This is a genomic window from Providencia sp. Je.9.19, assembly GCF_051129765.1.
GTDB lineage: Bacteria > Pseudomonadota > Gammaproteobacteria > Enterobacterales > Enterobacteriaceae > Providencia.
Genome location: NZ_JBCPSS010000001.1, coordinates 1,120,785 through 1,145,469, shown reverse-complemented (window position 1 = coordinate 1,145,469; position 24,685 = coordinate 1,120,785). Strand labels below are relative to the sequence as shown.

The 24,685-nt window shown below is 41.6% G+C and carries 20 protein-coding genes; 17 read left to right on the top strand and 3 right to left on the bottom strand.

Annotation, left to right across the window (positions count from 1 at the left end; translation table 11 throughout):
• The first annotated feature begins 2 nt into the window (after nucleotides 1-2).
• The 10 genes from nuoE to nuoN all read left to right on the top strand — a co-directional run bounded on the left by nuoE (nucleotide 3) and on the right by nuoN (nucleotide 12,006).
• Nucleotides 3-551, top strand: coding sequence for an NADH-quinone oxidoreductase subunit NuoE (gene nuoE, locus AAZR93_RS05330; protein ID WP_336430863.1), 549 nt, complete (start codon nucleotides 3-5; stop codon nucleotides 549-551).
• Nucleotides 548-1,909, top strand: coding sequence for an NADH-quinone oxidoreductase subunit NuoF (nuoF, locus tag AAZR93_RS05325; protein WP_294108013.1), 1,362 nt, complete (start codon nucleotides 548-550; stop codon nucleotides 1,907-1,909). The genes nuoE and nuoF overlap by 4 nt, the downstream gene beginning before the upstream one ends.
• Nucleotides 1,910-1,998: 89 nt before the next feature.
• Nucleotides 1,999-4,731, top strand: a complete 2,733-nt coding sequence (gene nuoG, locus AAZR93_RS05320) for an NADH-quinone oxidoreductase subunit NuoG (RefSeq protein WP_434719167.1) — start codon at nucleotides 1,999-2,001, stop codon at nucleotides 4,729-4,731.
• On the top strand, nucleotides 4,731-5,708 hold the full coding sequence (gene nuoH / locus AAZR93_RS05315; RefSeq protein ID WP_336430873.1) for an NADH-quinone oxidoreductase subunit NuoH: 978 nt from the start codon (nucleotides 4,731-4,733) through the stop codon (nucleotides 5,706-5,708). The genes nuoG and nuoH overlap by 1 nt, the downstream gene beginning before the upstream one ends.
• A 14-nt stretch (nucleotides 5,709-5,722) precedes the next feature.
• Nucleotides 5,723-6,265, top strand: a complete 543-nt coding sequence (nuoI, locus tag AAZR93_RS05310; RefSeq protein ID WP_294108017.1) for an NADH-quinone oxidoreductase subunit NuoI — start codon at nucleotides 5,723-5,725, stop codon at nucleotides 6,263-6,265.
• 12 nt (nucleotides 6,266-6,277) lie between these two features.
• Nucleotides 6,278-6,817 carry an NADH-quinone oxidoreductase subunit J gene (nuoJ, locus tag AAZR93_RS05305; protein WP_294108019.1) on the top strand — a complete coding sequence of 180 codons (540 nt, stop codon included), beginning with the start codon at nucleotides 6,278-6,280 and terminating at the stop codon, nucleotides 6,815-6,817.
• A complete protein-coding gene (gene nuoK, locus AAZR93_RS05300; RefSeq protein WP_336430865.1) occupies nucleotides 6,817-7,119 on the top strand; it encodes an NADH-quinone oxidoreductase subunit NuoK in 303 nt (100 codons plus the stop codon). Before nuoJ ends, nuoK begins: the two co-directional genes overlap by 1 nt.
• Entirely contained in the window at nucleotides 7,116-8,972 is a 1,857-nt protein-coding gene (gene nuoL, locus AAZR93_RS05295; RefSeq protein ID WP_434719166.1) for an NADH-quinone oxidoreductase subunit L, read from the top strand. The genes nuoK and nuoL overlap by 4 nt, the downstream gene beginning before the upstream one ends.
• A 19-nt stretch (nucleotides 8,973-8,991) precedes the next feature.
• The gene (gene nuoM / locus AAZR93_RS05290; protein ID WP_434719165.1) at nucleotides 8,992-10,512 is read left to right on the top strand and encodes an NADH-quinone oxidoreductase subunit M; all 1,521 of its coding nucleotides are present in this window, start codon (nucleotides 8,992-8,994) and stop codon (nucleotides 10,510-10,512) included.
• 6 nt (nucleotides 10,513-10,518) lie between these two features.
• The gene (gene nuoN / locus AAZR93_RS05285) at nucleotides 10,519-12,006 is read left to right on the top strand and encodes an NADH-quinone oxidoreductase subunit NuoN (protein ID WP_434719164.1); all 1,488 of its coding nucleotides are present in this window, start codon (nucleotides 10,519-10,521) and stop codon (nucleotides 12,004-12,006) included.
• Nucleotides 12,007-12,077: 71 nt separating this feature from the next.
• On the opposite strand, the gene AAZR93_RS05280 is transcribed toward nuoN, so the two are convergent.
• Together AAZR93_RS05280 and AAZR93_RS05275 are read right to left on the bottom strand one after the other, a co-directional pair.
• On the bottom strand, nucleotides 12,078-13,058 hold the full coding sequence (locus AAZR93_RS05280) for an alpha-xenorhabdolysin family binary toxin subunit B (protein WP_434719163.1): 981 nt from the start codon (nucleotides 13,056-13,058) through the stop codon (nucleotides 12,078-12,080).
• 18 nt (nucleotides 13,059-13,076) lie between these two features.
• Nucleotides 13,077-14,276: an alpha-xenorhabdolysin family binary toxin subunit A gene (locus AAZR93_RS05275; protein WP_434719162.1), complete on the bottom strand. Its 1,200-nt coding sequence runs from the start codon at nucleotides 14,274-14,276 to the stop codon at nucleotides 13,077-13,079.
• A 733-nt stretch (nucleotides 14,277-15,009) separates the two neighbouring features.
• On the opposite strand from AAZR93_RS05275, the gene AAZR93_RS05270 reads away from it, so the two are divergent.
• The 6 genes from AAZR93_RS05270 (at nucleotide 15,010) to menE (ending at nucleotide 22,148) form a co-directional block, all read left to right on the top strand.
• Nucleotides 15,010-16,335, top strand: a complete 1,326-nt coding sequence (locus AAZR93_RS05270; RefSeq protein ID WP_434719161.1) for an isochorismate synthase — start codon at nucleotides 15,010-15,012, stop codon at nucleotides 16,333-16,335.
• A 140-nt stretch (nucleotides 16,336-16,475) separates the two neighbouring features.
• Complete coding sequence (gene menD / locus AAZR93_RS05265) at nucleotides 16,476-18,149, top strand: 2-succinyl-5-enolpyruvyl-6-hydroxy-3-cyclohexene-1-carboxylic-acid synthase (RefSeq protein WP_434719160.1); 1,674 nt, start codon at nucleotides 16,476-16,478, stop codon at nucleotides 18,147-18,149.
• Nucleotides 18,149-18,913, top strand: coding sequence for a 2-succinyl-6-hydroxy-2,4-cyclohexadiene-1-carboxylate synthase (gene menH, locus AAZR93_RS05260; protein WP_434719159.1), 765 nt, complete (start codon nucleotides 18,149-18,151; stop codon nucleotides 18,911-18,913). Before menD ends, menH begins: the two co-directional genes overlap by 1 nt.
• A gap of 12 nt (nucleotides 18,914-18,925) precedes the next feature.
• The gene (menB, locus tag AAZR93_RS05255; RefSeq protein ID WP_434719158.1) at nucleotides 18,926-19,783 is read left to right on the top strand and encodes a 1,4-dihydroxy-2-naphthoyl-CoA synthase; all 858 of its coding nucleotides are present in this window, start codon (nucleotides 18,926-18,928) and stop codon (nucleotides 19,781-19,783) included.
• Nucleotides 19,783-20,754, top strand: a complete 972-nt coding sequence (gene menC / locus AAZR93_RS05250; protein ID WP_294108039.1) for an o-succinylbenzoate synthase — start codon at nucleotides 19,783-19,785, stop codon at nucleotides 20,752-20,754. Before menB ends, menC begins: the two co-directional genes overlap by 1 nt.
• Nucleotides 20,742-22,148 (top strand): o-succinylbenzoate--CoA ligase, encoded by a 1,407-nt coding sequence (gene menE / locus AAZR93_RS05245; protein ID WP_434719157.1) that lies wholly within the window; start codon nucleotides 20,742-20,744, stop codon nucleotides 22,146-22,148. Before menC ends, menE begins: the two co-directional genes overlap by 13 nt.
• Before the next feature lie 91 nt (nucleotides 22,149-22,239).
• On the opposite strand, the gene AAZR93_RS05240 is transcribed toward menE, so the two are convergent.
• The gene (locus AAZR93_RS05240) at nucleotides 22,240-23,682 is read right to left on the bottom strand and encodes a catalase (RefSeq protein ID WP_434719156.1); all 1,443 of its coding nucleotides are present in this window, start codon (nucleotides 23,680-23,682) and stop codon (nucleotides 22,240-22,242) included.
• Nucleotides 23,683-24,032: 350 nt separating this feature from the next.
• Between AAZR93_RS05240 and AAZR93_RS05235 the strand changes: the two genes are divergently transcribed.
• Nucleotides 24,033-24,575: a YfaZ family outer membrane protein gene (locus AAZR93_RS05235; protein ID WP_294108044.1), complete on the top strand. Its 543-nt coding sequence runs from the start codon at nucleotides 24,033-24,035 to the stop codon at nucleotides 24,573-24,575.
• Nucleotides 24,576-24,685: the final 110 nt, after the last annotated feature.

Here is a 24,685-nt window from a genome sequence, read left to right as displayed (position 1 = left end):
CCATGCATAATGAACATAACGAAAATGATAAGCACGTTGCACAAGATGGTGTAAATTTATTTGAACCTCAAGCACATCACGGCTTTGTCTTAACAGAGAAAGAACGTGAAGAGATTGAAGGTGAAAAACACCATTATGAAGATGCACGTGCAGCATCAATTGAAGCACTAAAAATTGTACAAAAAAATCGCGGCTGGGTCGAAGACGGCGCTATTCATGCAATAGCGGATGTTCTGGGTATTCCAGCAAGTGATATTGAAGGTGTGGCGACATTCTATAGCCAAATCTTCCGCCAACCAGTTGGACGTCACATTATTCGCTATTGCGACAGTGTGGTTTGTCATATTACTGGTTATCAGGGCTTAGAAGCTGAAATTATCAAACAGCTAAATATTCGCCCAGGTCAAACAACAGATGACGGTCGCTTCACCTTGCTACCGACTTGTTGCTTGGGTAATTGTGATAAAGGTCCAACTATGATGATAGATGATGACACGCACAGTTACGTCCAGCCTGAAAATATTGAAAAGCTACTGGAGCAGTATCCATGACAAACTCCTCCGTTAAACCAGTGATCCGTACTGAGCAGACACATCCGCTGACATGGCGTTTGCGTGATGACAGCCAACCTGTGTGGTTGGATGAGTATCGCAGTACTAACGGATACAAAGGCGTTGAACGTGCCCTTAAAGGCATGGCTCCCGAGGAAGTGACTAATCTTGTTAAAGATGCAGGATTAAAAGGTCGCGGTGGTGCGGGATTCTCAACAGGCTTGAAGTGGAGCCTGATGCCAAAAGATGAAAACATGAAACTGCGTTACTTTTTATGTAATGCGGATGAAATGGAGCCGGGGACTTATAAAGACCGCCTTCTAATGGAGCAACTGCCACATTTATTAGTGGAAGGAATGATTATCGGGGCTTATGCATTAAAAGCTTACCGTGGTTATATCTTTTTACGTGGTGAATATGTTGAAGCGGCACAAAATTTACGTCGCGCCATTGAAGAAGCGAAAGCGGCAGGTCTGCTGGGTAAAAATATCCTAGGTTCTGGTTTTGATTTCGAATTATTTGTGCACACAGGCGCAGGGCGTTATATCTGCGGTGAAGAAACCGCACTGATTAACTCCCTAGAAGGACGTCGTGCAAATCCACGTTCAAAACCACCATTCCCTGCGACATCAGGTGCTTGGGGCAAACCAACTTGTGTTAATAACGTTGAAACCATTTGTAATGTGCCTGCAATTTTAGAGCATGGCGACAAATGGTATATCGACCTTAGCGCAGGTAAGAGTAAAGATGCCGGCACTAAACTGATGGGCTTCTCTGGCCGTGTTAAAAACCCAGGCCTTTGGGAACTACCATTTGGGACGACTGCGCGTGAAGTTTTAGAAGATTACGCAGGTGGTATGCGTGATGGTCTGAAATTTAAAGCATGGCAGCCCGGAGGGGCAGGTACTGACTTTTTGACTAGCGATCACCTTGATTTACCAATGGATTTCGAAAATATCGCTAAAGCCGGTAGCCGTTTAGGTACTGCGCTCGCAATGGCGGTCGATCACGAAATCAATATGGTTTCACTCGTGCGTAATTTAGAAACATTCTTTGCACGTGAGTCTTGTGGTTGGTGTACGCCGTGTCGTGATGGTTTGCCATGGAGTGTGAAAATTTTACAAGCGCTAGAAAAAGGCGAAGGTCAGCCGGGGGATATTGAAACCCTAGAGCAGCTATGCCGTTTCTTAGGTCCAGGTAAAACTTTCTGTGCTCATGCACCGGGTGCGGTAGAACCGTTACAAAGTGCCATCAAATATTTCCGTGAAGAATTCGAAGCGGGTATCTCGCAAAAGAACTTGCGCAATCTTGTGCAAATTGCCGGTATCCAACCTAACCTGCTTAAGCAGCGTTGGTAATATTTAACGATTGAGCAACCGTTAGATTGATTTTTCACCAAGAACGTATTTTTGATTAACGCCTGCTCTTGAGCGGGCCTTTGGGAAGCATGCTGACTATGGCTACAATATATGTAGACGGCAAAGAATATAATGTAAACGGGTCTGAAAACCTGCTACATGCCTGCCTTTCTCTGGGGCTAGATATTCCTTATTTTTGCTGGCATCCGGCGCTGGGAAGCGTTGGCGCTTGCCGCCAGTGTGCGGTTAAGCAATATCAGAACGCGGATGATACTCGCGGTCGTTTAGTAATGTCTTGTATGACACCGGCAACGGAAGGTACTTACATCTCTATTGATGATGAAGAAGCCAAACAGTTCCGTGAAAGTGTTGTTGAATGGCTGATGACTAACCATCCACACGACTGTCCAGTCTGTGAGGAAGGCGGTAATTGTCATTTACAAGATATGACGGTAATGACCGGTCATACCATGCGTAAATACCGTTTTACTAAACGTACTCACGTTAATCAGGATTTAGGGCCGTTCATCAGTCATGAGATGAACCGCTGTATCGCCTGTTATCGTTGTGTTCGTTACTATAAAGATTATGCAGACGGTACTGATTTGGGCGTTTATGGCGCACATAACTATGTTTACTTTGGTCGTACGGAAGACGGAACACTGGAAAGCGAATTTTCAGGGAACTTAGTCGAAGTTTGCCCAACAGGCGTATTTACCGATAAAACACACTCCGAGCGTTATAACCGTAAATGGGATATGCAATTTGCGCCAGGTATCTGCCAACAGTGCAGTATCGGTTGTAATACCAGCCCAGGTGAACGTTATGGTGAATTGCGTCGTATCGAGAACCGTTATAATGGCTCAGTAAACCATTATTTCCTCTGTGACCGCGGTCGCTTTGGTTATGGTTACGTCAATCGTAAAGACAGACCACGTCAACCCGTGTTAAATAAAGACGGTGTTAAACAGGTTATTTCTGCGATTGAAGCGATGCAAAGTGGTGCTCAGATTATCAATCAAGCGAAAAAAGTGATTGGTATTGGTTCGCCGCGAGCAAGTATTGAAAGCAACTATGCATTACGTGCATTAGTGGGTGCAGAAAACTTCTATTCAGGTATTTCTACCGCTGAACAACGTCGCTTAGAATTGATGCAAAATATTCTGCAAAATGGTGGTATTTATACCCCGACTTTGCGTGAAGTTGAAGGCTATGATGCAGTACTGGTGCTGGGTGAAGATTTAACTCAGACTGGCGCGCGCATGGCATTATCTGTTCGCCAAGCGGTTAAAGGCAAAGCACGTGAAATGGCAGCTGCGCAGAAAGTGGCAGACTGGCAAATTGCGGCAATCCAAAACATTGGTCAACACGCTAAATATCCACTGTTTATCACTAACGTGGATGATACACGCTTAGATGATGTCGCAGCTTATAACTATCGTGCACCAGTCGCTGATCAGGCTCGCTTAGGTTTTGCAATTGCAAATATGATTAATGGTGATGCGCCAGCAGTGGATAGCTTACCTGCCTTTCTGAAAGCAAAAGTAGAAACCATTGCACAAGCCCTTGTCGGTGCGAAAAAACCATTGATTATCAGTGGTAGCCACAGCGGTAGTGACGCGATGATCCAAGCGGCAGCTAACGTCGCATTTGCATTAAAAGGCAAAGGCGCGGCAGTGGGACTCTCTTATTTAGCTTCTCACGCTAATAGCTTTGGTTTAGCGATGATGAACGCGCAACCACTTGATAGCGCGTTTGCACGCATCGAAGCGAATGAAGCTGATGTTGCCATTGTGATGGAAAATGACCTTTACCGTCATAGTGATGTTGATACAGTGAATAGCGCTATCGCTAAGTTGAAACAGCTGATTGTTGCTGATCATCAACAAACTGCCATCATGGATAAAGCGACACTCATTCTGCCAGCGGCAAGTTTTGCTGAAGCGGATGGTACGCTGATTAACCAAGAAGGCCGTGCTCAACGTTTCTTCCAAGTTTTCGACCCTTCTTACTACGACAAAGCGATTGTGATGAACGAAAGCTGGCGCTGGTTGCATTCACTGCAAACCGAAGCGCAAGAGCGTGATGCAGACTGGTCTCAACTTGATCACGTTATTGCTGACTGTGTTGCTGCAATGCCACAATTTGCGGGTATCAAAGATACGGCACCGAAAGCATCGTTCCGTATTCGTGGTCAGAAATTAGCGCGTGAACCGCACCGTTACAGTGGCCGTACAGCTATGTTGGCTAACCAATCTGTTCATGAGCCGCGCCAACCACAAGATATTGACTCACCATTTGCTTTCTCAATGGAAGGAAATAACAGTCCAACAGCTCCTCGCCAGCAAATTCCATTTGCATGGGCGCCGGGTTGGAACTCACCACAAGCTTGGAACAAATTCCAAAGCGAAGTGGGGGGACACTTATTATTTGGTGACCCAGGTGTTCGCCTGTTTAATTCTACAGAAAGCAAATTGGCTTACTTCACTGATATTCCTGCTGCTTATCAAGCAACGGATGCACAGTGGGTCGTCGCACCTTATTATCATCTGTTCGGTAGTGATGAAATGTCACAGCGTTCAGATGTTATCCAAGTGCGTATGCCAGAGCCTTATATCATGCTGAACACTCAAGATGCTGCGACTTTAGGTCTGCCAGCAGGTTCTAAAGCTGAATTTAGTCATGCAGGTCAAGCATTTAACTTGACAGTATGCATCAGCAAGAACTTGTCATCAGGTCAAATTGGTTTACCGCTAGGTATGCCAGGTATTGCACCAGTCATGGCGGGCGTGTCAGTCAATAATCTGAGGAGGGGAGCATGATGGATTGGATTTCTCCTGAAGTGATGGAAGTGATTATTTCCATCCTTAAATCTGTCGTCATTTTATTGGTTGTTGTGACTTGTGGTGCCTATATGAGTTTGGGGGAGCGCCGTATTTTAGGTCTGTTCCAAAACCGTTATGGTCCTAACCGCGTTGGTCCATTTGGCATGGGGCAATTAATTGCCGACATGTTCAAAATGCTATTTAAAGAAGACTGGGTGCCTAATTTTGCGGACAAGAAAATCTTTACGCTCGCACCTGTTATTGCATTTTGTTCATTGTTCCTTGCATTCGCTATCGTGCCGGTCAGTCCGACTTGGCACGTTGCAGACCTCAACATTGGGATTTTATTTTTCCTGATGATGGCCGGTCTTGCAGTGTATGCAGTGCTGTTCGCCGGTTGGTCTAGTAACAACAAATATTCATTGCTCGGCGCGATGCGTGCATCAGCACAAACCGTCAGCTACGAAGTGTTCTTGGGATTGTCATTAATGGGCGTGGTTGCACAAGCCGGCTCATTTAACTTGATTGACATTGTTAATTCCCAAGAAGGTATGTGGAACATTATTCCTCAATTCTTTGGTTTTGTGACTTTTGCGATAGCGGGCGTTGCGGTATGTCACCGTCACCCATTTGACCAACCTGAAGCAGAACAAGAAATTGCAGATGGTTACCACGTCGAATATTCGGGCATGAAGTTCGGTTTGTTCTTCGTCGGTGAGTATATTGGTATCGTAACAGTGTCAGCACTAATTGTGACCCTGTTCTTTGGTGGTTGGCATGGTCCATTCCTGCCGGCATTCCTGTGGTTTGCGATTAAAACAGGTTTCTTCATGATGATGTTTATCTTGATCCGTGCCTCTTTACCGCGTCCACGTTATGACCAAGTGATGTCCTTTGGCTGGAAAATTTGTCTGCCATTGACACTGCTTAACCTGCTGGGTACCGCAGCAGTGATTTTATACAACGCTCAGTAAGGGGTGATTGAACCATGACATTGAAAGATTTATTGGTCGGTTTCGCCACCCAAGTACGTAGTATTTGGATGGTAGGCCTACATGCGTTCGATAAACGCGAAACGCTGATGTACCCAGAAGAGCCGGTTTATCTACCACCCCGTTACCGTGGGCGTATCGTGTTAACACGTGACCCTGATGGTGAGGAGCGTTGTGTTGCTTGTAACTTATGTGCTGTTGCTTGTCCTGTAGGTTGTATCTCCCTACAAAAAGCAGAGCACGAAGACGGGCGCTGGTATCCTGAGTTTTTCCGCGTTAACTTTTCGCGCTGCATTTTCTGCGGTCTGTGTGAAGAAGCTTGCCCAACTACGGCAATCCAGCTGACGCCAGACTTTGAAATGGCCGATTGGCGACGTCAGGATCTTGTTTACGAGAAAGGCGACCTGTTAATTTCTGGGCCGGGTAAATATCCTGATTATAACTTTTACCGTAAATCGGGTATGGCGATTAAAGGTAAAGACAAAGGTGAGGCTGATAATGAAGCTAAACCTATTAACGTCAAAGACCTGTTGCCATAAGGAGCGATATTCATGGAATTTACATTTTATATCGCCGGACTCGTTGCCATTTTAGCAACGTTGAGGGTGATAACTAATACCAATCCGGTGCATGCATTACTGTACTTGGTTGTTTCTCTGCTGGCGCTGTCCATGGTTTTCTTTTCACTAGGTGCTTATTTTGCCGGTGCATTGGAAATAATCGTGTACGCAGGTGCCATCATGGTGCTGTTTGTTTTCGTGGTAATGATGTTAAACCTCGGCCGTTCAGTTCAAGAACAGGAACGTGCTTGGTTAACACCTAAAACATGGATTGGTCCTGCGGTGTTATCTGCCGTGTTATTGGGCCTATTAGTCTATGGTATCAGCACGCTTTCTTATCAAGAAGGTATTGTCGGTACAGTCATTGGGGCGAAAGAAGTGGGTATCAGTCTATTTGGTCCATATGTATTGGCCGTTGAACTGGCATCATTGTTATTGCTAGCAGGTCTAGTCGTAGCATTCCACGTCGGTCGCGACCGTCACGAAAATAGCGGTGACCTTGTTAGCAACCGTAATGCGGAGGAGCAATAATGATACCTCTTCAACATGGTCTGATTTTAGCGGCAATTTTATTTGTAATGGGGCTTAGCTGTCTTGTTATCCGCCGTAACTTGCTTTTTATGCTTATCGGACTGGAAATCATGATTAACTCAGCTGCACTGGCGTTTGTCGTGGCAGGGAGTTTCTGGGGGCAGCCAGATGGACAGATAATGTATATCTTGTCCATTGCATTGGCTGCAGCGGAGGCGAGTATTGGACTGGCGTTGTTACTGCAACTCCATCGTCATCGTCAGAACCTGAATGTTGATAAAGTCAGTGAGATGCGCGGATGAACCTACTCTATTTAACAATTTTGCTGCCACTACTGGGGTCTGTGCTACTCGCATTTTCCCGTGGTCGCTGGTCAGAAAATATTTCTGCCATTATTGGCGCGGGATCGGTTGGTCTTGCCGCTGTCGTTGCATTTTATGCAGGCAGTGAATTTTTAGCTCAAACAGAAATGGCCAACGGTGGATTTGAACCATATCCTCAATACCTGTGGACTTGGATGTCTGTTGGCGATTTTAATATCCCATTCAGTTTATCGCTTGATGGTCTATCTCTTACTATGCTAGGTGTAGTGACGGGTGTGGGCTTCCTTATTCACGTATACGCTTCTTGGTATATGCGTGGCGAGGAAGGTTACTCACGTTTCTTTGCTTACACTAACCTGTTTATCGCAAGTATGGTGGTTCTAGTACTGGCTGATAACATGATGCTGATGTATCTCGGTTGGGAAGGGGTAGGGCTGTGTAGTTATCTGTTGATTGGTTTTTATTACACTAATCCAGATAACGGCAAAGCAGCGATGAAAGCCTTCTTTGTTACACGTATTGGTGATGTGTTTTTAGCTATCGGTATGTTTATTCTGTGGAATGAACTCGGTACATTGAATTTCAGCGAAATGGCGGTGCGCGCACCTCAATTATTTGCTGAAGGGTCACCAGCTATCACATGGGCAACCTTAATGATCTTAGGTGGTGCGGTTGGTAAATCTGCACAGCTACCACTACAGACATGGTTGGCCGATGCGATGGCAGGTCCAACACCAGTTTCGGCTCTGATCCACGCCGCAACCATGGTAACCGCGGGTGTTTATTTAATTGCTCGTACTCATGGACTGTTCCTATTAGCACCTGAAGTTCTGCATCTTGTCGGTATCGTGGGTGCGGTGACCTTGATTTTTGCAGGTTGCGCAGCACTTGTGCAAACAGACATCAAACGTGTGCTTGCTTATTCAACCATGAGCCAGATTGGTTATATGTTCTTGGCACTGGGTGTACAAGCATGGGATGCAGCTATTTTCCACCTAATGACTCACGCATTCTTTAAAGCGTTATTATTCTTGTCAGCAGGTTCTGTGATTTTAGCGTGTCACCACGAACAAAATATTTTCAAAATGGGTGGATTGCGCAAGCAAATACCATTTGTCTACGCTGTAATGTTAATTGGTGGTAGTGCATTGGCTGCGTTGCCATTGTTTACCTCTGGTTTCTATAGTAAAGACGCTATTTTGTGGGGTGCACAACTTGATGGACAAACTGTGTTGCTATGGGCGGGTATCATCGGTGCATTAATGACCGCAATTTATACCTTCCGTATGATTTTCATCGTCTTCCACGGTGAAGCGAAAATCAAAGCGCACAAAGTCAAAGGCATCACTCATACATTGCCTCTGGGCATATTGGCTATCCTTGCAACGTTTGTTGGTGCTTTAATTCACCAGCCATTGGAAGGGGTTTTCCCAGCTAAACCATTAGGATCTCATGACGGTAAAGTATTACTGGAAGTTATCTCTGGTGGATTTGCTATCGCAGGTCTTTTGATTGCGACATTCCTCTACTTATTCAGACGTTCAATCGCCAATGCTATCGCTAAAAGTGCACCGGGCCGTTTCCTATCAACATGGTGGTACCATGCATGGGGCTTCGACTGGCTGTATGACGTCGTTTTTGTGAAACCTTTCAAAGGTATCGCATGGCTACTAGAAAGCGATCCTATTAACTCACTGATGAACTTGCCTGCTCACCTGTCACGTTGGGCGAATAAAGGGCTTGCTGTGAGTGAAAACGGTCAGGTCCGTTGGTATGTTGCCTCATTGGGGCTGGGTGCAGTGCTGATTCTTGCTCTGCTGCTTTTGGTTTAATTAAGGGACACATTGCGCCATGCTATTACCCTGGCTAATACTTATTCCCTTCATCGGTGGCCTGCTGAGCTGGCAGGCTGACCGGTTCAGTCACCGCGCTCCACGTTGGATTGCGCTTGGGACGATGGGAATTACATTAATACTTTCTGTGCAACTTTGGCTGCAAGGAAACTTTTCGCTGGTCAATCCACAAGGTATTCCACAGTGGCAAGATGTTTATCTTGAACCGTGGATCCCTTCGCTTGGCATTAACTTCCATTTAGCGATTGATGGTTTATCTTTGTTGATGGTTGTCCTTACTGCAATCATGGGTGCTTTTTCAATCCTCAGTTCATGGAGTGAAAATCAAGCAAACCAAGGTGCATATCACTTTAACCTGTTGTGGATTATCGCAGGTGTGATGGGGATATTTACTGCTGTCGACCTTTTCCTATTCTTCTTCTTTTGGGAAATGATGTTGATACCGATGTATTTCCTGATTGCAAATTGGGGACACAAAGGTTCAGAAAATAGACAACACATCAAAGCTGCAACGAAGTTCTTTATTTACACGCAGGCAAGTGGCTTGATTATGTTAGTGTCCATCATTGGATTGGCACTGGCACATGTTGCATCCACAGATATTCTAACATTCAACTATAACGAACTGCTGGGTACTCAAATGTCTGGCACCGTGAGCTTCATGTTGATGCTAGGCTTCTTTATTGCTTTCGCGGTTAAAATGCCATTGGTACCATTCCATGGTTGGATGGCGGATACGCAAGAACAATCGCCAACGGCAGGTTCGGTGGATATTTCCGGTATCATGTTGAAAACAGCGGCTTATGGCTTGCTGCGTTTCACATTACCATTATTTCCAGAAGCGTCTATTCAGTTTACCCCAATTGCAATGAGTCTGGGTGTTATCAGTATCTTCTACGGTGCATGGTTAGCATTCAAACAGACTGATATTAAGCGTCTAGCGGCTTACAGTAGCTTATCGCATATGGGCTTTGTCACAGTAGCTATCTATGCAGGTTCGACCTTAGCGTATCAAGGTGCGGTAGTGCAGATGATCACTAACGGCCTTTCAGGCGCGGCATTGATTATTATCAGTGGTCAGCTATTTGAACGTACCCAAACGCGTGATATGCGCATGATGGGCGGTTTATGGAAACGCATTAAATGGTTACCGGGTATGTCCTTGTTCTTTGCTGCCGCGACTTTAGGTATGCCAGGTACAGGTAACTTTATCGGCGAGTTCATGATCCTGTTCGGTAGCTTTAGCCAATTTACACTTGTTACCTGCATTATGGTTTTCGGTGTGGTATTTGCGTCTATTTATTCATTATGGATGATGCAGCAAACTTACTACGGTACGCCAAAATCCGAAAAAGAAATGAAAGGGCTAACTGCACGCGAGTTTGGTGTGCTGCTAGCGCTGGCGGCTTTACTGGTTATCATTGGATTCTATCCGCAACCAATTCTCGATACGTCAATTGGTTCGATGGAAACGCTGCATAACTTGTATTGGGCTTCACTTACAACATTAGGGCTGTAATTCGCCATGACAATAACACCTCTAGAATTGATCGCGATACTACCGCTGATGATCGTCGGATTGACGGCGGTGGTTGTGATGCTGTCCATTGCGTGGCGACGCGATCACTTAACCAGTGCTGGATTGACAGCATTTGGCTTCGCAGTCGCTTTATTATCGCTTATATGGATAAACGGTTATACATTAAATAGTGGCACCATTTCTTTGCTTCCTAAAGAAGTGACTTCGCTGATCTTAGTTGATGGATTTGCCTTGTTCTACAGTGCATTAGTCCTGATTGCTGGGATTGGGACCTGTATTTATGCATACCATTGGTTAGAAGGCTTTGGGGACAACAAGGAAGAATTTTATCTGTTACTGGCTATTGCGGTATCAGGTGGTGTTCTACTTTCAATGTCTAATCACATGGCGTCAATGTTTATTGGTATTGAGCTTATCTCATTGCCTTTATTCGGCTTAGTGGCTTATACCTTCGAGCGTAGTAAAACGTTAGAAGCGGGTATCAAGTACATGTTGTTATCAGCTGCGGCGTCTTCTTTCCTACTCTTTGGTATTGCGCTGCTCTATGCAGAGTCAGGTAGCTTAAGTTTTGTTGCTGTAGGGCAAAGCTTAATGGATAGCCAAATCCATGCTCCTCTGATCTTGATTGGTATGGGGATGCTGATTGTTGGGTTTGGTTTTAAACTATCTTTATTCCCATTCCAGCTATGGACGCCGGATGTGTATCAAGGTGCTCCAGCACCAGTATCTGCATTCTTAGCGACAGGCAGTAAAATTGGTATTTTTGCTGTGTTGATGCGCTTGTTCTTGGAAGCGCCAGTTGCCCACAGTGAGACACTCGCAACAGTGATTACCATCATTGCTATTGCGTCTATCTTGTTTGGTAACTTACTGGCGATTACACAAAAAAGTGCAAAACGCCTATTGGGTTACTCATCGATAGCACATATGGGGTATTTACTGGTTGCATTAGTTTCATTGCGTAATGAACCTGATGTTGCTCAAATCACAGTGGCAATATATTTAGCGGGTTACTTGTTCGCGAGCCTCGGTGCATTTGGTGTTATCAGTATTATCTCTAGTCCTTATCGTGGTGACGATCAAGACGACTTCAGTGCATTCCGTGGATTGTTCTGGCACAAACCAGTATTAGCTATTGTAATGACTGTGATGATGTTATCCCTTGCAGGAATTCCAATTACATTAGGCTTTATTGGTAAGTTCTATGTCATCGTCTCTGCTGTATACGCTGATTTGTGGTGGTTGACGGGTGCGGTGGTTGTAGGTAGTGCTATTGGTTTATATTATTACCTACGCTTTATGGCGAGTCTTTATAGCCGTGATGCGGAACATGCTGAGCGTTATACTGGGCCTGAAAAAGCAACACTGGGTACGGTATTCGCCGCTATCTGCGCAGTTTTAGTCATTGTATTCGGTGTTTGGCCACAGCCATTAATTGATATTGCGACAACTGCATTGGCTGCTATTCACTAGCCCTTAGGTTTAACATATCATTAAATTGATAAAGGCCGGTTACTTCATTACAATGAGTAACCGGCCTTTTTTTAATCGGGTAGTTGGCGCTGATATTGGTATTCAATATCATCTAAATAAGTGATTAATATTTTAGCTTCGATGTTGATTTGTGCTAGGTCTGGGGTTTGTTCTGCAATATTCTGATTAATAAAATGACACCATGATCCCCAGTAATTTTTAAGTAATTCAATTTGCGTGATAATAATATATTTCTGCGTATCAATAACTGTAATTTCATTAGAAATATCAATTAGTTGCGTCATGTTGACCACTAGGTTGTCGATATTGTTTTCCTCTTTTCGTAAATCAATAAGTTGCTGATTGAGATAAAGCCTAACATCGACGAGTTTTTTAAACTCTAATCCGTCATCAACCATAGTTAATAATTTTTTAACATAAACAATAGCGGCTTTTAATATATCTTTTTTGTTTGGTGGAATGCTAATTAAGTCAATGATATCATCGCCAATGAAATATTTTTCAAAAAAGTCTAATAAATTACCATTTAAAATTATTTCTTCTGCTGCTATAACAATTAAAAGGTGATTGTTGATCTCACTTATTTTCCATAAAGTATTCTCTCTCGCTTTAATTAGCATTTCTTTTTTATTAGTATATTGTTTACGTTTTGTTTTATTAGGTTCATCGAGTTGATACACTAATAATCCATCTGATAAAATATTTAGTTTGGAAATTATGCGTTCTAATTCACTTTTTAAATCAATTAAGTCATCAATAAAATTGGTAGTTAAAATATCTGTATTGTTTTCTATTATACTATCTAAGTCATTAATGAGAATGTAATTTGATTTAATTTTTAATATTGGAATCGAGCTTCTTATAAACTCATTAAGTTGTTCTATTTTAACTGATATTTTTTTTATTCGATTATGAATAATAAGATCATAACTGATGATGTTTTTATTAAATGCATTTATATTATTTGAAGTACATCTTAAACTATATATGTCTATAGAGGGTGATATAGGCAAAACAAAATTATTTTTCATATTAATACCTTTTGGTTATTAAATTTTATTTTCTAATGACTCATCAAAGACAGAAATTAAATGAACGGAATAATCCTTAATAGCAGCCCAAGAAGCAATTATACGTTTGAACTGAACAACAAAGCGTATTAATTTATCAGCATCATTTATTTTTTTAAATACATCTATGGATTGATTTATCTCTGTCAGAATGGCTAACCACATATAATCTAAATGATCAACTGCTAGCCGAGCATCTTTAAAAAAACCTTCAATTTTCTGTAAACTAATTTGAATTTCAAATATTGTTTTTTTAATGAGTTGATCTTGATTCATCTTTTTATTCATTTCTTGAATTTCTTGTAATGCTGCATTTTTAAGCTTACGTATTTTTTCTGCTTCAATACCAAAGATACTACCTGTGATAATAAGACCAATGATTCCACCCGCTAAACCAGTAAAGCAAAGTTTTACGAAGTGGTCATATTCGAGTTCAAGCTGGTGTACCTCCTGCTTTTTATGCATTATTTCCTCTTTTAAAAAATCCTCAGAGTTATCATTATTAGCAGAATCTAATTGCTGATAAATTCCTTTAACATTGAACATTAATGATTCAACATGTTGAAAGTCAGATAAATAGCCTCCAATTATATGGACCCGAAAATCTGAAACGGTATTTTTAGTTTTGATGGTTTTTATTGATTGTTGTTTTATATCATTTTTAATGTACTCTAAGATGCAAACAAGTTCTGTTGCTATCTGTTGGTCATCACTTTGATATTTTATGTCAGCTAACTGTTCTTGGCTTAATTCATCTAAGCTGCTAGTTGTTTGTTTAATTATTGGCATATGGTTAATATATTCAATAATCTGCCTTCCAGTTTGAGTTATATTTCGACTAGTTAATGCCAAATCTATAGATTGTTGTTTGACTTGTTGTTCAACATTATCCCAATTATTTGCATGTTCACGAATATTAAGAATAATATCCGTTAATTCAGTGGCAGGAATAGGTAATTTAGTTGATTCATTAATATTAAACCATTTCAGGATATCATCATTTTTTGTCGGGAATGCGAGTGAAGATTGAACATAATTTTTTATATTAAGTAAATCATCTAATGTAAATATACCTGGGGGGCGCACAGATAAAGGATCTTGGTTTGCTAATAAAGCAAGAGTTGCATCGGCTATATCTTCTTTTTCAATGATTCTATCGTAATTAACTTGATTGTTCATTATTCATTTCCATTTAATTAGGTTAGTAGTGTTGAGTTTTATTTTTAGCGTAAATTATCATGTTAATTTAATGTTGGAATTAGGTATTTGGTAAATTACGCTAAAACTATCAGTGATACTGATATTAAAAAATGAAAATGTCCGATAAAAAACAGTTCATGAGATAAATGATAAAATTAAGATAAGTTCTGTAGTTTATAAGTTCAAATTATTATTGAAAGGGAAGTTGATTTATTAGTAATAATAATATGCAACCTTTTTTATGCGAAAAGTATTATTTAATTAAATCTTAATTTTAAATAACACATAAAGTAGAGTGAATTTAGCAATAGACTTACGTTATTAAATAGATTTTAAGAGATTCCTATTAAAAAAATTTAAACATATTAGTACGTAAAGTCATTATTCTCTTTAGTGGAGGTGGGTTTACCTATTTGAGCATTCTAGATTGTTTATTACCTCATCTATCTGCCTTCCTGTGTGAAATTTAACCTTTTCAATCAATTATTTCGTATTAATTCACAATTTATCAACTAATTGAATGATTATGTAATCATATAAGCTATATAATAATCTATACTGATAATCTTGAGAGAAAAACGAGTCTGTTAGGATACATTTGTTCATTATGTGCTCTTCTTATAGCTATAAATAATCAATGTTTTAATAAATTACATTGCGCTATATAATAATTCGAAGTAAATCTGTGGTGATGTGGCAGTAGGGATCTAGAGTGAACTATAAAAAAATCGATAATTTAATAACTGAAATTCTTAACCATTTGTCTACGTTGACACTAAAATCGGAACAATACACTCGCTTTGTTTGGCAGCTCGATGGGCAGTTGTCATTTCCAGGCTTAGTGTGGTTGTCTGAGCAATCTTGTTATCCACAATTCTACTGGTATCAACGTACGGGCGCTGAAGAATGCAGTGCGGTTGGTATGGTCAAATCTTTCAATATTACTGCTGATGCAGAACAATTCCTCTCTCAGTATCCAGATACTGCGGATGTGCGCCTGTGGGGCTTAAATGGTTGGAATGCGGTGGGTGAAGGTCTTTCGCAAGAGATTAAACAGCAGGCAACATTTTGTTTTCTTCCGCGTTTAGAAATTTTCAGGTCGCGTTCAAATGTCACCGTGAGTCTTAATATTGATGGTGAGGAGGATAGACTCAACGCTATTGCATTTTTACAACAATTAAAGCCCACTTCGCAGACCACGCTTTCACTGTCTGCCAATATTATTGCTCAAGAACATATTCCCGAACATGATGAATGGTGTTCTTTATTAACCAGCGCTATTGATGATATGAAAGCGGGGAAAATGGAAAAGGTAGTGATGGCGCGTGAAACCAAACTGACGTTATCCAATCCAATTTCAGCGGCTGAATTTTTATATATTAGTCAGCAAGTTAATCATCATTGCTATCATTTCATGATGGCTTTTAATCAATACTCTGGTTTTATCTCATCAACACCTGAGCGGCTTTATTTGCGCCAAGGTGCACAGCTGAATTCTGAAGCGCTCGCAGGAACCGTTGCAAATCATACTGACGATATTATTGCCGCAGAAAATGCAAAATGGTTGATGGAAGATAATAAAAATCAACATGAAAATTTAGTGGTCGTTGATGATATTTGCCAGCAATTACAAGGTGCAGTAACAGGTATCGATGTTTCATCTGCAAAAGTAATCCGCCTACGTAAAATTCAACATTTATATCGTTCGATTTCGGCAACCTTGATATCACCCTCTGACAGTGATTGTTTACAACGTTTGCAACCTACCGCTGCGGTTTGCGGTTTGCCAAGAACAGTAGCACGTGATTTCTTAGCTAAAAATGAATCATTTTCGCGAGAGTGGTATGCAGGAACCGGCGGCTTCATGAGTTTGAATAAGAGTGAGTTTGCTGTTTCTTTACGCTGCGCAAAAATTAAAGGCACCCAAGTTTCTCTCTATTCGGGGGCAGGGATCGTGAGTGGTTCAGATCCTGAGCAAGAATGGGACGAAATTGAAAATAAAGCGGCAGGGCTTAAGTCATTGCTAGAACATAACTAAATATATAAATTAAAAACCATAAAGTAAAAGTGGTTATTTTCTTTTATTTTCAACTAGTTCATCAAAAATTGTTTTGAGATCAAGAAATATTTATCAACCGGACTAAACTAGTTGATAATAAACAATCTGCCGAGCACATTATGTCGAATTCTGCTTTTAATATACGTTGGGCTGAGATCATTGTTGAAGCACTTGCCCGTCATGGTATGAAACACGTCTGTATTGCACCAGGGTCACGTTCAACGCCCTTGACCCTCGCGGCAATCAGTAATAGTAAGCTCCATTGCCATACGCATTTTGATGAACGGGGTTTAGGTCATCTTGCGTTAGGTCTTGCGAAAGCAAGCTCAGAGCCTGTGGGTGTCATTGTCACATCAGGAACAGCGGTGGCTAATCTTTATCCTGCGTTAATTGAAGCAGGACTGACTGGTGAGAAAGTTGTTTTTTTAACTGCGGATAGACCGCCTGAATTGATCGACTGTGGGGCTAATCAAGCCATTCGACAGACACATATTTTTGCTTCTCATCCTTCCCAAAGCTTAATGCTTCCTAGACCAACCAAAGATATTAGTGCTAAGTGGCTTGTTACTGCTATTGATAATGGCATGAATCAGTTACTGCATGGCGGTTTTCATATTAATTGCCCGTTTGCAGAACCTTTATATGGTGATACTGATGGCGAGTATGAATGGCAAAAAACACTGGGTGATTGGTGGACATCAAACCATCCTTGGTTAATTGAACCACCAACAAACTCAGTCGCATTGGTCGCTGATTGGTATTTTTGGCGGCAAAAAAAAGGCGTTGTGATTGCGGGTCGCATGAGTGCAAGCGATGGTGAGTTAGTTAATCAGTGGGCGCAACAACTTGGTTGGCCAATAATTGGTGATATTTTATCTCAGACTGGGCAACCTTATCCGTGCGCAGATCTCTGGTTACAACATCCACTCGCTCAAGAACGGTTAAAACAAGCTGAACTTGTTGTTCAATTTGGCTCTAGTTTAACGGGTAAAAGGTTGTTGCAGTGGCAATCTGAATGTCAGCCACAAGAGTATTGGCTTATTGATTCGATTGCTGGGCGTTTAGATCCTGCGAATCATAATGGCCGCAAATTAACCTGTTCAATTAAGGGCTGGATAGAAAATCATCCCGCACAGCCACGCAGTTTGTGGTGTGATGATTTACCTCAATTGGCAGAAAAAGCACAGCAATTAGTGAAATCTCAATTACAAGGGCAATATTCTGAAGCCGCTATTGCTCATCAACTTCCTGAATTATTACCGCCAAAAGGTCAGCTATTTGTTGGTAATAGTTTAATTGTTAGATTGATTGATGCCTTAGCTCAATTACCAATTAGTTATCCGGTTTATAGTAATCGCGGCGCAAGTGGTATCGATGGTCTCATTTCCACCATGGCGGGTGTACAGCGCGCTAAAGCAAGACCTACACTGGGTATTGTTGGTGACATTTCAGCGCTCTATGATTTAAATAGCCTTGCATTGTTACGTGAGCCCTCAGCGCCAACCGTCTTGATTGTGGTGAATAATAACGGTGGGCAAATTTTTTCAATGCTACCTACCGCTGATGAGGCAAGGCAGAAATATTATTGCATGCCGCAAAATGTGAGTTTTGAGCCAGCAGCAAAAATGTTTGGACTGCAATATTGTGCACCAACAGATTGGCTGACATTAAAAGATACGATTCAACAATTTTGGCATAATCAATATGGAACATTATTAGTTGAATTAGTTGTTGATGGTGATGAAGGGGCCAGAACACTGAAGAAACTACTTGAAGATGTGGTCAGTTTTTGATGTTAGCAGCTCATCAATATAATACGGACAAAAAATCACCTTGGCTTATTTGGTTACACGGATTACTGGGTAGCGCGGCTGATTGGCAACCTATTATTGCACATTGTAGTGATCACCCATCTTTAGTGGTTGATTTACCCGGTCACGGTGATTCACAGGTTTTTGGCTGTGATAGTTTTAGCCATTTTGACCAGCAACTCAGTGCACTTTTACAGCACTATAATATAAAAGAATATTATTTGATCGGTTATTCATTGGGCGCAAGACTTGCTATGCATTATGCTTGTTTTCAGCCCGCTGAAGGACTTAAAGGGCTTGTGATTGAAGGGGGAAACGTGGGTTTAATTGATAACCAAGAACGTTTAGCCCGCAATAAGCACGATCATCTTTGGGCGCAGCGCTTTCGCCAAGAACCGATTGAACAGGTATTAAAGGGGTGGTATCAGCAAGGCGTTTTTGCTGATTTAACCTCCTCTCAGCGTCAACAATTAATTGCATTACGTAGTTTGAATAACCCACAAAGGGTCGCGGATATGTTGGAAAATACATCATTATCTAAGCAACCTTTTCTTGTGGATAAACTACAACAGCTAACCGTCCCATATTGTTACTTTTGTGGCGAAAGGGATCAAAAATTTCGAAGCGTTTCGCAACAATACGCATTGCCGTTAACGCTGATTGCAAATGCAGGGCATAATGCTCATCGGGAAAATCCGCAAAGCTATGCAACTGCACTTCACTATTTTTTATCACACTGTGGTTAAAGGAACTTGATAATGATGTATCCGAGCGAAGAAAAATTGTATGCCCCGATTGAATGGAAAGATTGCTCTGAAGGATTTGATGATATTTTATATCACAAGTCTCCAGAGGGTATTGCCAAAATCACCATTAATCGTCCTCAAGTCCGTAATGCTTTTCGCCCACAGACTGTCAAAGAAATGATCCAAGCATTATCAGATGCACGCTATGACGATAACATTGGGACTATTATTCTAACGGGTGAAGGCGAGAAAGCTTTCTGCGCAGGTGGTGACCAGAAAATTCGTGGTGACTACGGCGGGTACCGTGATGAAAGTGGTACCCATCATTTAAATGTATTAGATTTCCAACGCCAAATTCGAACTTGTCCAAAACCCATTGTTGCAATGGTCGCAGGTTTCGCTATTGGTGGTGGTCACGTATTGCATATGATGTGCGATCTCACTATTGCAGCAGAGAATGCAGTATTTGGTCAAACGGGTCCTAAAGTCGGTTCTTTTGATGGTGGTTGGGGGGCTTCTTATATGGCTCGCATCGTAGGTCAAAAGAAAGCGCGTGAAATTTGGTTCCTGTGCCGTCAATATGATGCTAAAGAAGCTTTAGATATGGGCTTAGTTAATACTGTTGTGCCTAATGCTGACTTAGAAAAAGAAACTGTCCGTTGGTGCCGTGAAATGTTAGAAAATAGCCCAATGGCGCTGCGCTGTTTGAAAGCGGCTTTAAATGCAGACTGTGATGGTCAAGCAGGGTTACAAGAGCTCGCTGGTAATGCAACTATGTTGTTCTACATGACAGAAGAAGGTCAGGAAGGACGTAATGCATTTAATGAGAAACGTGCCCCTGATTTTTCTAAATATAAGCGTAATCCATAATGCGTAAAGCGACACTTTATTCATTCAGCCTGCCAATGGAGGCAGGCATTATCCTTCGTTATCAACGACTGAAAACCCGCGATGGGCTACTGGTCTGTTTACAGGATGGGGATAGCGAAGGTTGGGGAGAGATTTCACCTCTACCTGAGTTTAGTCAAGAAACCTTAGCAGATGCTACTGCCAATGTGATTGATTGGCTAAATGAATGGGTAAGTAACGGTAATATCTCTGATAGCTTATTGCCATCAGTGGCCTTCGGTTGCAGTTGTGCATTAGCTGAATTGACCGGAAAATTGCCTCAACAAGCGAATTATCGTAAAGCGCCTTTGTGTAGTGGCGATCCTGATGATTTGATTTTAAGCCTTGCAGCAATGGATGGCGACAAAGTCGCGAAGGTGAAGGTTGGGCTATATGAAGCGGTTCGTGATGGTATGGTCGCAAATATATTGCTTGAAGCCGTTCCCGAACTAAAACTACGTTTGGATGCGAACCGCAGTTGGACTCGCGCAAAAGCGGATGGTTTTGCTAAATATATTAATCCTGAATATCGTGACCGTATTGCTTTTCTTGAAGAGCCTTGTAAAACCCGTGAAGAATCTTTGCAATTTTCCGCAGAGACTGGCATCGCTATCGCATGGGATGAAAGTGTTCGTGAAGCCGACTTTAAAGTTGAAGCGTTACCTGGTGTTGCTGCTATCGTGATAAAACCTACATTAACGGGAAGTTTATCTTATTGTCAGTCTTTAATCGAAGAAGCTCATCGATTGGGCTTACAAGCGGTTATTAGCTCATCAATTGAAACCAGTTTTGGTTTGACTCAACTTGCTCGCATCGCAGACTGGCTGACACCTGATACGATACCAGGGCTAGATACCGTCTCTTTAATCCAATCCCAATTAGTACGTCCGTGGCCACAATGTGAAATTCCAGTGCAACAATTAGATGAATTGACAATTGTATGGCAGAAGTAGTCCATTTTACAGACTGGCCATGGCAACACTGGGCCAGTCTTCAACCTGATACTATTGCATTAGTCACAGATACTGAGCGTTATACTTGGCGTTCATTCAGTAAGCACGTTTATCAATTAGCCGCGTACTTTGCTCGCCAAGGTTTACAAAAGCATCAAGCCGTTATTTTGCGAGGTAAAAACAGCGTTGAACTGTTATTGAGCCAACTCGCCATCATTGCTAGTGGCGCACGCGTATTACCTCTTAATCCGCGTTTACCGGATAGGTTACTTGATGAATTACTGCCACACCTTAATATTGATTTTGTGATTGATTTTGATGGTTTGGGTACGCTAACGAAAGATTATCCCACTTTAGAATATTCCAATTTTTTATTATTTACTGCAAATGATGATTTTCAGTTGATGCAATATACTGAAGCATTAAACCTGCCAGCAACGCTGATTTTGACTTCAGGTTCAACAGGCTTACCTAAAGCGGCGGTTCACCATGTTACAGCGCATTTGAATAGTGCGGAAGGTGTTATTAACGTGATGAATTACCAGCAACAAGATTGTTGGTTGCTCTCTTTGCCTTTATTTCACGTTTCAGGACAAGGTATCGTTTGGCGATGGTTATTACGTGGTGGTGGTCTTTCAATTATGGCTAGTCCATTAATTGAAGCCTTACAAAAAGTCACGCATGCATCGTTAATTCCAACTCAGTTGTGGCGCTTACTTAATCAAGATACTGCCCCTGACACTGCGTTAAAAGAAGTTTTGCTCGGTGGTGCGACTATTCCAACAGCCCTGACTGATTTAGCAGCAAGCCGTGATATTGTCTGCTGGAGTGGTTATGGCATGACAGAAATGGCATCTACCGTTTGCGCTAAGCGTGCCGATGGTAAAAAAGGTGTCGGTATTGCGCTAAAAGGTAAGCAAGTGCGTATCGTTAATGATGAAATCCAAATTCAATCATCGAGTCAAGCAATGGGGTATTGGTTTGATGGCGAAATTAAGCCCTTAAAATGTACAGAGGGTTGGTTCCAAACCAATGATAAAGGAGCATTTATTGAAAACGAATACCAAATATTGGGTCGTTTAGATAACGTATTTATCAGCGGTGGGGAATGCGTGCAGCCAGAAGATATCGAAGCCATTATTAATAGCCATCCCAAAGTTGTACAAAGTTTTGTTATTCCTATTGATGACGCTGAATTTGGTCAACGCCCTGTGGCTGTTATTGAGCTTGATGATAGTGAGGAATTGAATGACGTTGCTGCATGGCTAAAAGATAAGGTCGCACCTTATCAATATCCTATGGCTTATTATCGTCTAGCTAATGAATTAAAGGCGAGTGGAATTAAAGTTTCCCGACAACAAATCAAAAACTGGCTATTAAAAGAAAGCGAATAAAACTTGAAATTGCTCGGTTGCTTTGCGTAATGAATGGAAAAAATTTAAAATCAGGCTCTATTTTTAGAGCCTGATAATTAATATTTAAGCATTACTTCAGTGCATTCAGCGCTTTTTCAACACCAGCACCATATTCAGGATGGACTTGTTTGAATAATGCAATTTGACGTACTTGTGTCGTCTCAGTCGCATCAATCAGTTCACCTGCGATACGTTGGAACATACGTTGGTGTTCTGCATCATCTAATAGTTCATACAATGCTCGTGGCTGGCTGAAATAGTCTTGGTCTTCACGATGATCCCAATGGTCAGCAGCACCTTCAATAGATAATGGCGGCTCACTATAATCAGGTTGTTCTTGGAATAAACCAGCTTCATTTGGTTCGTAGGTAACGTTATTGCCACTGTTACCATCAACACGCATTGCGCCATCACGGTGATAATTATGGAATGGACAACGTGGTGCATTTACTGGGATCTGATGGTGGTTAACTCCGAGGCGATAACGATGTGCATCCCCATAAGAGAATAAGCGGCCTTGTAACATTCTATCTGGTGAGAAACCAATTCCAGGGACGATATTGGCTGGACTAAATGCGGCTTGTTCAACATCAGAGAAATAGTTATTTGGATTACGGTTAAGTTCGAAATAGCCGACATCAATTAATGGATAATCTTTATGTGGCCAAACTTTAGTCAAATCAAATGGGTTATAAGGCACTTGCGATGCTTCTTTCTCTGGCATGATTTGGACTTGTAAATTCCAACGTGGAAAATCATTTTTTTCAATAGACTCAAACAGGTCACGTTGGGAGCTTTCTCTATCTTTAGCAACGATTTGCTCTGCTTGTTCATCGGAGAGGTTTTTAATGCCTTGTTGGCAACGGAAATGGAATTTTACCCAGTAACGTTCATTATTGCTATTGATGAAGCTATAAGTATGGCTACCAAAACCATGCATGTTACGGTAGCTTTGTGGAATGCCCCTGTCACTCGCATCAATGGTTAATTGGTGTAAAGACTCAGGTAATTGAGAGAAGAAAGCCCATTTGTGTTCCATGGTGCGTAAGTTAGAGCGCGGATCGCGTTTTACCACATGGTTTAAATCTGGGAATTTTAAAGGGTCACGGAAATAGAAGACAGGCGTGTTGTTACCCACCATATCCCAATTTCCCTCTTCTGTATAAAACTTGAGGGCAAAGCCGCGAATATCACGTTCGGCATCAGCTGCACCACGTTCACCAGCAACAGTTGAGAAGCGTGCAAACATCTCTGTTTTTTTACCGACTTCTGAAAAAATCTTAGCACGGGTATATTGAGAAATATCATGGGTGACGGTAAAAGTCCCAAAAGCGCCTGAACCTTTAGCATGCATACGTCGTTCTGGGATGACCTCACGATCAAAATGGGCTAATTTTTCTAAAAACCAAACATCTTGTAACAACATTGGACCGCGTTTACCTGCTGTCATAACATTATTGTTATTGGCAACTGGTGCTCCAGAGGCGGTAGTAAGACCTTTTTTTGTCATCATATGCTCCATTGCTTTGGATTTATAAACTGTATAAAAGTAATTAACTAGTTAATTTTCTTGTGATAATTAATATTATTTACTATAAAAAACGCATGATTTAGTATAGTAAGTATTAAATTAATAATCTAATCAGAACAACCAATTACTGCAATTAAGGTAACAAGACAGTCTTTTACGTTCTATTGGGTGTTGTAATAGTATATACCCTTTATAAAAACATGGTTATAGGTTAAATAGTGAATTTATCGTGCTTTTATCATGTTGATTGCGTAAATCTTGGTAAGAATGACTGAGAAAAAAGATAAAATCGCGTAGTATCCCTACGTAATAATATAATGAGGATAATAATTATGCGTAAAGTTTTACTTATCGTCGCTGCAACGACCCCACTTTTTTGGGGAACAGCACATGCAGTTTCAGTTAGCGCTCAAGCGGGTAAACACTATACTGAATTAGATGCAAGCCTTGGTAATCGTAATGCGGGCCTGGCTTTGAATGGCTCATGGGCACGTAGTGATCATGATGGTCAGCTCGGTAGCGTTGGTGCAACATTTGGTTTGCCAGTAGGTCCGTTTGCTGCTTATGTTGGGGGAAAAGCATTATATTTATCACCTGATAACAATAGCAACGGTGCTGCACTTGCTGTAGGTGGTGGATTAAACTGGCAAGCATTGCCTTCGCTAAACATTTATGGTGAAGCATATGGTGCGCCAGAATCCCTGACATCTGGCAGTAAATCCTATGTTGAAGCTAAAGCAGGGGCGCGCTATACCGTATTTAAACCATTATCTATTGATGCAGGTTATCGTGTAATAGAAATGAAAGGCACACATAATAAGTCTAATGAGAAAATTGCAGATGGACTGTACCTTGGTGCGGGCCTCTCATTTTAATTTGTTTTATCTTGTAGACTATAAGCTATTTAGGATTGCCAAAGGGCATACTTATGTATATGTATGCACTTTTGGTAACTTTCGTTACGGCTTGGCTACAGTGTGACTTT